Here is a 12,515-nt window from a genome sequence, read left to right on the forward strand (position 1 = left end):
CTCGGGCTCACACGCAGCGGACCCACGTCGTGCGGCGGAAGACCCTCGCATCCAAGCGGCCATCCAGGGCGAGCGCGAGGCAACCGGGGCGTTGTTGATGGAGCTGCTCCCCCGGGTCCGCAACCTCGTGCGCTACCTGGTGCGCGGGGATGTGGACGTGGAGGACATCGCCCAGGAGGCGCTCATCGCCCTGGTGCGAGGACTGCCGTCATACCGCGCCGAAGGCCGCTTCCAGTCCTGGGCGGACCGGGTGGTGGCTCGGACGGCGTTCGCATGGCTGAAGCGCTCCCGCGGCCGGGATGCCCAGCACGCGGATGCGCCGGTGGAACTGGTCGCGGTTCCCTCCGAGGATGCGCTGCCGGACGAGTATGTTCATCGCCGGCACATGGTGACACTCCTGGATCGGCTTTCGACTGAGCAGCGGCATGCACTGGTGTTGCATCACGTGCTGGAGTTGAGCGTGCCGGAGATTTCGACGGAGCTGGGCATTCCCTTCGAGACGGTGCGCAGCCGGCTCCGCTTGGGGCGGACGGCGCTGCGCTCGCTGGCGTCCGCGGAGGGTGATGGAGGGGAGGAGCGGGGATGAGTGACTTCAGGGAAGAGGGGGATGACGCCCTGAATGCGCTGGTCCTGCCGTTGGACGAAGGCGCGGGGCCGGCCCGACGCATCTCCCGGGAACGGTCGGCGCAGATGGTGCTGGCCGCGCTGGAGGCGGGTGCGTTGGTGTCACAGCCCACGCCCCGGCCACGCGGCAAGCGGCCTCCCGTGTGGTTGATGACAGGCGCGCTCCTCGTGGCGGGCGCCGCGGCAGCCGCGGTCTGGAGCTTTACGCACTCAAGCCGGGCGTCGACGTCGCAGGTTGAAGAGGCTGTGCTCACGAGCCCCCCGCGGTTGGGCGCGGCGTCACAATGGAGCGACACCGAAGCGGTGGACGCGGCACCCTCTCGGTTGGATGCCGTGTCAGAAGTGGTTCCGGCCGAAACGCCAGCGGTGCCTGCCGCGTTCATCGCTGAAGCCGAGGGAGCGTCCGAGCCGGCGCGTCCGCGAGCGCCACCGGCCACCGTGAAGTCGGCTGCGCCGGAAGACCTCTTGCTCAAGGCCAACGGACTCCGTTCCGATGGGCGGTGGAAGGAGGCCGAGGCGCTCTACTTGCGCGTCATCCGCGCCGAGCCCTCGTCGCTCGCGTCATATGTCGCGCGCGTCGCCTCGGGCTCGCTTCGACTGGAGCACCTGGGGGACGCGCGAGGCGCCCTGCGTCAGTTCAAGGCGGCGCTTCGCATCCAGCCACGCGGTGTGCTCGACCAGGAAGCGCAGCACGGCATTGCCGAAGCGCACCGTGTTCTCGGTAACCGGGACGCGGAGCGCAGCGCGCTGGAGTCGTTCCTCTCCACCCATCCGGATTCGCCGCTCGTGCCGTCGGCTCGCGCGCGCGTTCGGGAACTCACCGCGCCATGAACAGGCGATGGACGTTGGCGGTGCTACTGGCGGCGTCGATGGGAAGCTGCACCCGTGGGGACCTGGTGGCCACCGTCCAGTCGCCAGACGCAGGACACGTGGGCTCCTCGGCGGATGCCGGTGGGCCCGATGGCGGTGAGCCGCCTGACGACTGGGAGGCGTACTGCGCGGGGCGCGGGCCTCCCATCGTCGTGGGCGATGCCTACACCGATTCTCAGGTGTGCAGCGGACGTCTGGCGGAACGAACCTTCCGTCACGCTCTGTGCACCTGCGAGGGGCTCGCCCTGGGCGCGTCCTTCGAAACGGATGCCTTTCACGGCACCACGGGGACCTATCAGCCAGGAGGCGCGGGGGGCGACGTCGGGGTGAATGGTGCGCTGTCGGCCAATGACGCGGTGTCGGTGGGAGGCTCGCTGAGTATTGGAGGCGCGGGAGGCGCCCAGCTCGGGCAGACGTTCCGCGTAGGCGATGCGTTGCACTGCGGTGGCCCGCTCACCGGCAACCCTGTCTCAGCCACCGTAGTGGGGGATGCCCGCGTACGCGGTGACGTCGCGTTGCCCGCCTTCGGCGTCGGCGGCGTGCTCACGGTTCCAGCGGGCCACGTACTGGGGCCGGTGGACGCGGTCGAGGTCCGCCGCGAGCCCGTGGACCCCGTCATCCCCTGTTCGTGTGATGCGGCGTCCCAGGTGGATGTCTCCGGGCTCATCGCCCGGCACGTGCTCGACAATGACAACGCGGCCATCGGCCTCGACGCCACGGCGATGGAGGACATCGAAGGCGAACGCGCGCTGGAGCTGCCGTGTGGCCGCTTCCACCTGACGCGCATCACCGGGACCGGCCGCGCCACGATCACGATTCGCGCACGCACGGGGCTCTTCATCGAGGACGTCGTCGACCTGGGCGAAGGACTGTCGGTGGACGTCCATGCGCCTGGAGAGCTGGACCTGTTCCTCGGGGGCGCTGTCGCGGTGGCGGGACCGCTCACGTTGGGGTCCACCGCCACGCCATCTCGCGTGCGAGTGTACGTCGCGGGCTCGAACGTGCTGGCGCTGTCCGCGGGCAGCACCCTCGCGGGCAATCTCTATGCGCCCCGTGCCGCACTCAGCCTGAGCGGTGGCGCGGAGGTCTTCGGCTCCGTGTTCGTCCGTCAAGTCGAGGCTTCCGGACCGCTCCGACTGCACTACGACGCAGACATCCGCGATGCGGGCGCCGAGTGCACGGGCGATTGAGGTGCATGCCACCGGCCCTGCGTATCCGTGCCAAGCCTCCGTCGTTCGTTCGAAGGCACTGAGCCCCGGCGTCCGGCATCGCGCGCAGGGGCGGTGGCTCGATGCTCCTGTCCACCGCCCTATCCGGGCTGCTCCCCGCGGGTGGCTGGTGACGCGTGTGTAGGTCCCCAGCTTTGCGCCGCTGTTCTTGAAGGGGGAGGCTGCACATGAAGCGGGAAGTGAGGGCCGGCATTGCCGGGCTGGTGTTCGGGTCCATGCTGGTCGGCTGTGGGGTGGCGCCGGAACAAGGAGAACTGGGCGGCGTGGAGGACGTGACGGCGGGGGCGTCAGCGAGCGCCGAGACCGGGCTCGACGCACACCGCGGCTCCTCCACGCCAGTCGCAGTGGCTCGATATGGGCACGCGGTCGCGTACGGCGACGGCAAGTACTTCGCGGTCTGGGCCGACGTGCGGACCGGCGGCATCTACGGCACGCGTGTGAAGCCAGACGGCACCGTGCTCGACCCGGGGGGCATCCGCATCAACTTCGGCGAAGAGATTGGGAAACGACCGGCCATCGCCTTCAACGGGACGCACTTCTTCGTGGTTTGGGGCACCATCAACGGAGTGGACGGTGTTCGCGTGAAGCCGGACGGTACCGTGGTGGGGCCGATGTTTCGAGCAGTCCAGTCGGACGAAGTCTTTGATCCAGCGCGAGTCGCCTGTTCCCCGAAAATCTGCCTTGTGACGTACACCGTCGCCGGTGACGACTCCTCGACCATCTACTTCACCCGGGTGTCCAAGGACGGAGTCATCCTCTCAACGGCCGACCGGACGCTCAGCGCCTCCAACACTTTCGCGGATGACGCGTCGTCGACTTGGAACAACAGCAAGAAGGAATTCCTGGCCGTCTGGTCCGTCGAGCAGGGTGATGGCCCGGAGAACGCCGATATCTACGGCAACAGGGTGAAGGAGGACGGCACCATCCTTGATGGCAGCGGCTTCCCCATCTCCGCGGCGGAGGGCGCCCAGACGACACCTGACGTGGTGTGGACGGGCAAGAGCTACCAGGTGGTCTGGTCCGATGACCGGAATGGGAACCCGGACATCTACGGTGCGCGTGTGAGCAAGACAGGCACGGTGAAGGACCCGGACGGCATCCCCATCTCCACCGAGGTGGGCGCGCAGACCGCCCCGCGCATCGCCCACCACAATAGCAAGTCCCTGGTCGTCTGGGATGACACTCGCTACGGCCCGCACAGCATCTGGGGCGCGCGGTGGGGAGAGGACGGAGACGTGTGGGACGGTTCCGGTTTCCCCATCTCCAGCGCGGGTCTGGCCCAGCAGTACCTGCCGGACGTCGCCTTCGGGGCCGACAAGTTCTTCACCATCTACGCCGCCCAGGAGACCTATTCACCCGGTGTTCCGCACTACATCGTGGGTACGCGCGTGACGCATCAGGCGCAGGTGAAGGACGTGCCCGCCGTGCCGCTCACGCGCCGGCGCTGAGCCGTTGAGGGAGAGGGCCTCGCCGCGTGCGAGGCGGCGTTCCTCAGATGCAAGGGCCGGCGCATGCACGCCTGCCTGGGCCCTGCGCGCGGGCTCAGTGGTTCATGCCGAGCTCGCGGTTCTCTAACGACAACTGAAACGCACGCCACTGGCCCTGCGTATCCGTGCCAAGCCGCCGTCGTTTGTTCGAAGGCTCTGAGCCCCGGAGTCCGGCGTCGCGCATGCGGCGCAGGGGCGGCGGCTCGATGCGCCTGTCCACCGCCCTATCCGGGCTGCTCCCCGCGGGTGGCTGGTGACGCGTGTGTAGGTCCCCAGCTTTGCACCGCTGTTCTTGAAGGGGAGGTCGCACATGAACCGGGAAGTGAAGGCCGGCATTGCCGGGCTGTTGTTCGGGTCCATGCTGGCCGGCTGCGGGGTGGCGCCGGAACAGGAATGGCAGGGCGGAGTGGAGGACGCGACGGCGGAGGCGGAGGCGCTAATGAGCGTCGAGACCGGGCCCGAGGAACACCGGAGCCGCGCCAGGCCCGCTGCGCTGGCGAAGTTCGGGCCGGCGGTCGCGTACGGCGACGGCAAGTACTTCACGGTCTGGACCGACGTGCGGATCGGCGGCATTTACGGCACCCGGGTGAAGCCGGACGGCACCGTGCTCGACAAGGAGGGCATCCGCATCAACATCGGAGACGTCGAAGGATTCCGGCCCGGCATCGCCTTCAACGGGACGCACTTCTTCGTCGTCTGGGAGAGCGTGGATGGTATCGACGCTGTGCGCGTGAAGCCGGACGGCACCGTGGTGGGCCCGGTGTTCAACGTCAAGCAGTCGGGCGAAACCGTCGGCCCGGCGCGAGTCGCCTGCTCCCCGAAAATCTGCCTAGTGACGTACACCGTCTCCGGTGACTTCTCGAACATCTTCTTCACACGGGTGACGAAGGATGGCGTCGTCCTCGATACGGGAGACGAGTCGCTCAGCGCCTCCGACACCTTCGCGAATGACGCGTCGCCGACCTGGAACAACAAAACGAAGGAGTTCCTGGTCGTCTGGTCCGATGAGCACGGCGAGGGCCCGGAGAACGCGGACATCTACGGCAACAGGGTGAAGGAGGACGGCACCATCCTGGACGGCGACGGCTTCCCCATCTCTCAGGCGGAGGGCGCCCAGACGACGCCTGACGTGGAGTGGACGCACAAGAACTACCAGGTGGTCTGGACTGATGACCGGAATGGGAACCCGGACATTTTCGGCGCGCGCGTGAGCAAGACGGGCATGGTGAAGGACCCCGAAGGCATCCCCATCTCCACCGCAGAGGGCGCGCAGGCCGAACCGCGTCTTGCCCACCACAACGACAAGTCCCTGGTCGTCTGGGACGACACGCGCGACGGACCGCACCGCGTCTGGGGTGCGCGGTGGGGCGAGGACGGGGACGTGCGGGACCCCTCGGGCTTCCCTATCTCCACCGGAGACCAGCCACAGGAGTACCTGCCGGATGTCGCATACGGGGGCGGCAAGTTCTTCGTTGTCTATTCGGGCCAGGAGACCTTCGATCCCCTCGAACCGCACTTCATCCTGGGCACGCGGGTGACGCATCAGGCGGAGGTGAAGGACGTGCCCGCCCTGACGCTCACGCGCCAGCGCTGAGTCGTTGAAGGAGAGGCCGCTCCGCTGGCCGGCAACCACGCAGACCGCTGATTTTGGTCCGCGTGCGAGGCGACTCGCCTCAGCGACCTGGGCCGGCGCATCCACGCCGGCCTCGGCGGCGCGCTCAGTGGTTCAGGCCGAGCTCGCGGTTCTCCAGCGACGTCAGCCTCGCGGAGTCGTACACGCTCCGGAGGGCGGAGTTGGAGATGGCCTCCCCGAAGAGCATTGGGTCGATGTCAGGCCCGTGCCTGGCGCGTAGTGCAGTGTCGACCTGGGCGAAGGGCTGTAGGTAGACGTCCGTGCGCCCCGTGCCGAACTCTGCTTGAGCGCTCGTTCGTCAAGTTGAGGCTTCGGGGCCGCTCCAACTGCACTACGACGCAGACATCCCACCGGCCCTACGTGTCCGTGCCAAGTCTCCGTCGTTCGTTCGAAGGCCCTGCGCCCCGGCGTCCGGCGTCCGGCGTCGCGCGCGCAGGGGCGGCGGCTCGATGCTCCTGTCCACCGCCTTATCCGGACTTGCACCCCTCGGGGGGCTGGTGACGCGCGTGTAGGTCCCCAGCTTTGCATCGCTGTTCTTGAAGGGGAGGCTGCACATGAGGCGGGAAGTGAAGGCTGGCATTGCCGGGCTGTTGTTCGGGTCCATGCTGGTCGGCTGTGGGGTGGCGCCGGAACAAGAAGAGCTGGGCGGAGTGGAGGTCGGGACGGCGGAGTCGGAGGCAGAGGCGCAAATGAGCGCCGAGACCGGGCCCGAGGAACGCCGGGGCTACGCCAATCCCGCCCCGCTGGCGCGCTACTGGCCAGCGGTTGCGTACGGTGGGGGCAAGTTCCTCGCTGTCTGGACCGACGTGCGAACCGGCGGCATCTACGGCACCCGGGTGAAGCCAAACGGCACCGTGCTCGACAAGGAGGACATCCGCATCAACATCGGAGACGTCGAAGGATTCCGGCCCGGCATCGGTTTCAACGGGACGCACTTCTTCGTCGTCTGGGAGAGCCTGAATGGTGTCGACGCTGTGCGCGTGAAGCCCGACGGCACCGTGGTGGGCCCGGTGTTCAACGTCATCCAGACGGGCGAATCCGTCGGCCCGGTGCGAGTCGCCTGCTCCCCGAAAATCTGCCTGGTGACGTACACAATCTCCGGTGACTTCTCGAACATCTACTTCACGCGGGTGACGAAGGATGGCGTCGTCCTCGATACGGCCGACCAGACGCTCAGCGCCTCTGACACCTTCGCGAATGACGCGTCGCCGACCTGGAACAACAAGACGAAGGAGTTCCTGGTCGTCTGGTCCGATGAGCACGGCGAGGGCCCGGAGAACGCGGACATCTACGGCAACAGGGTGAAGGAGGACGGCACCATCCTGGACGGCGACGGCTTCCCCATCTCCCAGGCAGAGGGCGCCCAGACGACGCCTGACGTGGAGTGGACGCACAAGAACTACCAGGTGGTCTGGACCGATGAACGGAACGGGAACCCGGACATTTTCGGCGCGCGCGTGAGCAAGACAGGCATGGTGAAGGACCCCGAAGGCATCCCCATCTCCACCGCAGAGGGCGCGCAGGCCGAACCGCGTCTTGCCCACCACAACGACAAGTCCCTGGTCGTCTGGGACGACAGGCGCGACGGTCCGCACGCCGTCTGGGGGGCGCGGTGGGGCGAGAACGGGGACGTGTGGGACCCCTCGGGCTTCCCTATCTCCACCGGGGACCAGCCACAGGAGTACCTGCCGGATGTCGCCTACGGGGGCGGCAAGTTCTTCGTTGTCTACTCGGGCCAGGAGACGTTCGATCCCCTCGAACCGCACTTCATCCTGGGCACGCGGGTGACGCACCAGGCGGAGGTGAAGGACGTGCCCGCCCTGCCGCTCACGCGCCAGCGCTGATGCATTGAGGGCGAGTGCCTCGCCAGCGGCGGTCCGCGGGCGAGGCGGCGCTTCTCAAGGGCATGGGCCGGCACATGCACGCCGGCCCAGGTCCCGCGCACGGGCGATGTGTCGCGTCATCCGGCGGGCTTCAGGGAATGCGCTCCCACGCGTCCTGCCAGTTCAAGCCCGTGCCCGGCGCGTAGTGCAGCGCGGAGCCCTTGCACCAGCCAGAGTAGGGGAAGGGCTTGCAGCGATAGCGCAGTCCATCGGTGCCCCGTACCACGGTGCCCGCGGCATAGCCCTCAATCCCAGACGGGTAGACAGGCTCGCCACCGCCACCCGGCGGCGGCTTCATGATGTCGACCTGGAAGGTGTAGCCCGTCTCACGCGCGTAGACGCGGTTGCCCAGCGCGTCCTGCACGGGATTCACTCGTCCCGAAGCGTCGAGCACGCCCACCTGCACGCGGCTGGACGCGCCGTTCACCCGCTGCGCCAGCGCATGAATCCACTGGGCCGCCGGCGAGGCCGTGGCCAGGGGATGCACATGGGATTCGGCGTCGGCGCCCTGCGCGTCGAACACGCGCAGCGTCACCGAACTCCCCTCGGGGAGGTCTTCACGCGCCTGCACCTGGCCCAGCTCCTTCCATGACGAGGGCGGCGGCGGGGTGTTGCTGAACTTCACGTCGGTGCAGGCGTAGAAGGCCTCCGGGCTGTCCGAGCGCTGCCAGATGCCGTAGATGACATGCGAGCCCGTCTTCCCTTGTGGGAAGGGGCAGTTGAGCCGGTAGCGGTTGTTCTGGGCGGAGACGTGGGTGATGGAGCAGAAGGGATTTGCTTCCAGGTCCGACCACTTCAGCGGCAGCGCCGGGTTGTAGCCCTCGCGCGTGACGTAGAGGCGGAAGTAGCCGGTGGCGTGCACGGCGGTCGCGTGGAAGACGAACTCGAAGCGGCCCTGGGTGTCCGGGGTGATGAGCGTGGAGGGCCAGTCCGTGCGCGCGAGGTCCAGGCCCCGGTGGCTTTCATTCGCGGCGCTGCACAGCTTCCCGTCCGGAATGATGTCGCGGTGCCTGTCGTTGGCGTTGCCCTGCCGCACGCCATTCCAGTCGTAGAGCGCCTGCGTGCCGCCGGCCTGGATGAGCGCCTTGCACGCGTCGGACTTCGGCGTCTCCGGCCCTTCCTTGAAGCAGCTGTAGACGCGGCTGAGAGGTACTTCCATGGAGCCGTGCGCCAGGGCCACGCTGGCGCACAACATGGACACGACGGCGAGCGACGCGCCGAGACACCGCTGCACTGCTGAGGTCATCCCTTCCTCCTGTGGTGTGAGGAGGGAGGGCGCGGCCCCCGAAATCGGGTCAACGGCCTAGAAGGCCTTCCACGCCATCAGGAGCTTGGAGGCGACTTCAGAGGTGATGAGCGGCAACACGCCGCCACCGCCGACGATGTTGACGATTTCCGACATGGACCCGCGGCACACACCGCCCCACGCGGGCTGCCGCGCCAGGCCCACGGAGGCATAGGCGGAGTAGTCCACGAAAAAGGACGAGGGCAGAACGGTGCCGTTGGGCTCGCAGAGCAGGTGCTCCTCGGGCGGCGAGTCCACCACCTCCTGCACCACGAAGCCTCCGCCGGCCGTGTCCGCCGCCGTGCGCGCGCACAGCTCCGCCCACGTCATTGGCGCGCCATAGGCCGCCTGCACCCGCTCCGTGTAGGGGACGGTGCCAGCGGAGCGGCCCAGGAAGACGGCTCGGCCGCCATAGTCCCAGGCCCGCTTGAGCACGAAGCGCGCCGGCGTCGCGGCGACCAGGGCTACAAGGTCCTCCACGCGTTCGCCGTCGGGGCCCTGCGTGGGGCCGGGCTGGAACATTCGCGTCCACGGCACGGACGCGCGCACCGCCTCCAGCTCTTCGCCGGTGAGCCGCGCGGCTTCGGCCAGTGCGGGCTCGGCCAGGGCCTGCGACAGGCGGGCGAAGGTCAGCTTCACCTCCACCTGCGAGGCGGGGGGATTGAGGAACACCGCCTTCTTGCCGGGCACGGTGCCCAGGAAGTCCTCGACCCAGGGGGAGGGGGACTCCTCCAGGCGCCGGACGAAGAGGTGCCGGTACACCAGGTCGTACTTCTTGCCGTGGGCCACGAAGGCGTCGTCACCGGACACCTCGTCCGGATGGACCAGGTCCGCGTCCGCGCCGAATTCGCGGAAGCGCTCGCACAGCCAGCGCAGCTCCGTGATTTGGGCGTCATTGCGGCGGCACAGCAGGGCCACCGTGTCTGGCATCCGGCCGTTGCGCTCGGCCGCGTAGCCGTCCAGCAGCGCCCGGTACAGCGCCAGTGCGTTGCTGCCGTTGAGCGACAGCAGGGCGTGCAGGGACTTCTCCGGATAGCGGAAGTAGCGTCCCACCACCTCGATGAAGGTGCGGGCCGCGATGTCGGAGTACCCCTGCATGGCGGGGATGGTGGCGTTGACCTCCAACGCCCACGGCGTGCCGCCCGCGACGAAGTAGTCCACGCGGGTGGTGGCCAGCCGGGTGGACTGGCGCCAGGTGCGCTCGGCGAGTACGCGCTCGAGAGGGGAGAGGGCGCCCAGCAGGGACTCCGCGTCCGCGCTCTGGAGTTGTGCCTGCGCCATCTTCACCGTGGCGGAGGACAGGCGGGCGGACAGCTCCGAGCGGCGGCGAATCTCCGCGGCGTCGAGCACCACGGGCGTGGCGGTGATGGGGATGGGGCGGGTGGTCCCGTCCGGTCGCGTGACGGCGAGGCCCCGCTGGTAGGCGATTCGCGCCAGGTCGGGCGCGATGTGGCGTGCCTGGCTCCGGAGCACGTCGATGAACTCTTGCACGAAGTCGTGACCTCGATGGTACGCCCGGGTGTCTTCCGGGCGGCGCGAACCCTACGCCTGGACGGGTCCACCGGTCCACGGGCCCGGAGCCTCCCTTCGGGGCGGGACGCACCCTCGGTGGCCTTTGGCTGCCCGCCGGGCCTGGGCTGGCCGCTCCGGGGCGCACCCGGACAGCGGCGCTGGAAAGGCTTCCATTGTTGCTTATGTTTCCGAGTTGCTGTTGTGATTCCGCCAAGGTGATGTCTCCTGGCGAATGTTGCGTGAGACAGTCTGACTTGCGCGAACGGCCTGTCTGGCTTACAACCGTAGACGCCGTTCGACCGGGAATGCCCTGACGTGAGTCGCTCCACCTATCACCAGCCCGTGAGTTCCGTCCGGTCGCGCCGTCTGGCGCTGCCGTTCGCGCTCGTGTGCGTGCTGGCGTACATGGGGAGCGTGATGCACTTCGCCCTGGTCCAGCACGCCACGTGTCTGGAGCATGGTGAGGTGATGCACGTGGAGGCTGGTGACGCCCATGGCGCCGGTCACGTCGAGGTGTCCTTCGACGACGTGCGGCTCGCCTCCAAGAGCACGGAGGCGGACTCCCACGGCTCCGACGCCCACTGTGTCCACGCCTTCTTCCGGCGGGAGGCTCCGCCTCCGCAGCAGGACACGCCGTCCCTTCTGGTCGCGCCCGCTCGCTCCGAGCCCGCGCTGGCGGTGTTCCGCTTCCACGCGGAGCCCGTCGCCCGTCTGCACCTGGCTCCCAAGGCGTCTCCGCCGCGCGCGTGAGGCCCGGGAGTTTGCTCGCTCACGCGGCCTGTCGCGTCGTGTGAGGCTGCCCGTCCGATAAAGCCAGACAGACTCCGTCCGCTCCGCGCGGGCTGTGAGTCATTGCGGCTTTGCGTCCATGCTGGCTGAGCTGTCTCACGGCGTCCGTGTTTCGTGCCCCGCGCACGTCCCTTCCATTCCCACGCACCCGTGGCGGCCCCTCCATGTCCTGGCGGTGTTCGTTGCTGGCGCGCGGGCGTGGCACACCCGCAGTCCAATCCCGTGGAGTAGCACCATGACGAAGAAGCTCCTTGCCGCGTTCCTGTTGTCCACCGCGCTCGTCTCCGCCGGCTGCGGCGACGACCATCCCGAAGAAGAGGGCGTCGACGCCGAGGCGTGTGAGCACCTCCAGAATGGGCCTGCCACTTCCGTCTTCGCCTGGCCAGGCACCAACAACCCGCCCTCCGAGATTCACGCGGACCACCGTCGCTACGACATCACCCTGATGAGCGGCCCGGACGGGAATTCGGGCTTCGTGTTGTTCGCCGCGGGCGAGGCCACTGACTACGTCATCTACACCAACGCATCCGTGCCCCTCTCCATCACCACCGCCAGCGGTGTGGCGGTGGAAATCGAGGAGAGCACCAGCAGATCCGAGGGCTGCACCGACATCAAGGGCCGCCACGTTGTTCCGCTCTCGGTGGGCACGCACCGCCTGTACTTCGGCCCCACGTCCATCGCGACGGTCGGCGTCCTCATCGAGGAGTCGCACGACCACGGCCACGAGCACTGACGCTGTCCCCGGGCCCCCTGGCCCATTCACCCGGGGGCCGGCGCTGTCGGTGCCGGCCCCTCGTTCCCCGAAGAGAGATGACCATGGGGTCCTTCCAGCAGTTCTTGACGGACAAGAACATCCCCTCCGAGAAGCTTCTCCGCCTGTCGCGTCAGCTCGAGTCCTACGGCTCCGAGGGCCGCACCCTCCTGAAGAAGCGGAGTGCCCGTCGCCGTGACAAGGACACGCAGGGCAAGGGCTACGAGTCGCTGTCCATCGGCAAGCCGAAGAGCGGCCGAGGCATCAGCACGCAGCAGCTCCAGGCCGCGCTGGGAGACCTGCCGCTGACGGCCAGCGTGCGCGGAAAGCTGGTGCGCGCCGTCAACGCGGTGCTGGGCAAGCAGGGTGGAAGCCCGGTGGATGCACCCGCGCTCTTTGGCGCCAGCCCCGTGCGCCGCGGCGCCACGGCGAAGAAGTCCGCGAGCTGAGAG

The 12,515-nt window shown here is 68.4% G+C and carries 11 protein-coding genes; 9 read left to right on the plus strand and 2 right to left on the minus strand.

Features of this window, described 5'->3' with window-relative positions:
• The first annotated feature begins 91 nt into the window (after positions 1-91).
• From OZ403_RS14950 to OZ403_RS14975, 6 genes are all read left to right on the plus strand, one after another.
• A complete protein-coding gene (locus tag OZ403_RS14950; RefSeq protein ID WP_140796455.1) occupies positions 92-586 on the plus strand; it encodes a sigma-70 family RNA polymerase sigma factor in 495 nt (164 codons plus the stop codon).
• Entirely contained in the window at positions 583-1,455 is an 873-nt protein-coding gene (locus OZ403_RS14955) for a tetratricopeptide repeat protein (protein WP_268784487.1), read from the plus strand. The genes OZ403_RS14950 and OZ403_RS14955 overlap by 4 nt, the downstream gene beginning before the upstream one ends.
• Complete coding sequence (locus OZ403_RS14960; protein WP_268784488.1) at positions 1,452-2,684, plus strand: DUF7305 domain-containing protein; 1,233 nt, start codon at positions 1,452-1,454, stop codon at positions 2,682-2,684. The genes OZ403_RS14955 and OZ403_RS14960 overlap by 4 nt, the downstream gene beginning before the upstream one ends.
• A gap of 206 nt (positions 2,685-2,890) precedes the next feature.
• Positions 2,891-4,171 carry a hypothetical protein gene (locus OZ403_RS14965; RefSeq protein ID WP_268784489.1) on the plus strand — a complete coding sequence of 427 codons (1,281 nt, stop codon included), beginning with the start codon at positions 2,891-2,893 and terminating at the stop codon, positions 4,169-4,171.
• Between the two features lie 349 nt (positions 4,172-4,520).
• Entirely contained in the window at positions 4,521-5,804 is a 1,284-nt protein-coding gene (locus OZ403_RS14970) for a hypothetical protein (RefSeq protein ID WP_268784490.1), read from the plus strand.
• A 593-nt stretch (positions 5,805-6,397) separates the two neighbouring features.
• Positions 6,398-7,687, plus strand: coding sequence for a hypothetical protein (locus OZ403_RS14975; RefSeq protein WP_268784491.1), 1,290 nt, complete (start codon positions 6,398-6,400; stop codon positions 7,685-7,687).
• A 130-nt stretch (positions 7,688-7,817) separates the two neighbouring features.
• On the opposite strand, the gene OZ403_RS14980 is transcribed toward OZ403_RS14975, so the two are convergent.
• Both OZ403_RS14980 and OZ403_RS14985 read right to left on the minus strand, forming a co-directional pair.
• The gene (locus tag OZ403_RS14980) at positions 7,818-8,972 is read right to left on the minus strand and encodes a lytic polysaccharide monooxygenase (RefSeq protein WP_140798166.1); all 1,155 of its coding nucleotides are present in this window, start codon (positions 8,970-8,972) and stop codon (positions 7,818-7,820) included.
• Between the two features lie 57 nt (positions 8,973-9,029).
• Positions 9,030-10,502, minus strand: coding sequence for a hypothetical protein (locus tag OZ403_RS14985; RefSeq protein ID WP_268784492.1), 1,473 nt, complete (start codon positions 10,500-10,502; stop codon positions 9,030-9,032).
• A 336-nt stretch (positions 10,503-10,838) separates the two neighbouring features.
• Here OZ403_RS14985 and OZ403_RS14990 point away from each other — a divergent pair, with 336 nt between their 5' ends.
• The 3 genes from OZ403_RS14990 to OZ403_RS15000 all read left to right on the plus strand — a co-directional run bounded on the left by OZ403_RS14990 (position 10,839) and on the right by OZ403_RS15000 (position 12,512).
• The gene (locus tag OZ403_RS14990; RefSeq protein WP_140798168.1) at positions 10,839-11,273 is read left to right on the plus strand and encodes a hypothetical protein; all 435 of its coding nucleotides are present in this window, start codon (positions 10,839-10,841) and stop codon (positions 11,271-11,273) included.
• Between the two features lie 274 nt (positions 11,274-11,547).
• Positions 11,548-12,045 (plus strand): hypothetical protein, encoded by a 498-nt coding sequence (locus OZ403_RS14995; protein WP_268784493.1) that lies wholly within the window; start codon positions 11,548-11,550, stop codon positions 12,043-12,045.
• Between the two features lie 83 nt (positions 12,046-12,128).
• Positions 12,129-12,512 (plus strand): hypothetical protein, encoded by a 384-nt coding sequence (locus tag OZ403_RS15000; RefSeq protein ID WP_140790564.1) that lies wholly within the window; start codon positions 12,129-12,131, stop codon positions 12,510-12,512.
• Positions 12,513-12,515 lie beyond the last annotated feature (3 nt).

This window comes from Myxococcus sp. NMCA1 (assembly GCF_026810205.1).
GTDB lineage: Bacteria > Myxococcota > Myxococcia > Myxococcales > Myxococcaceae > Myxococcus > Myxococcus xanthus_A.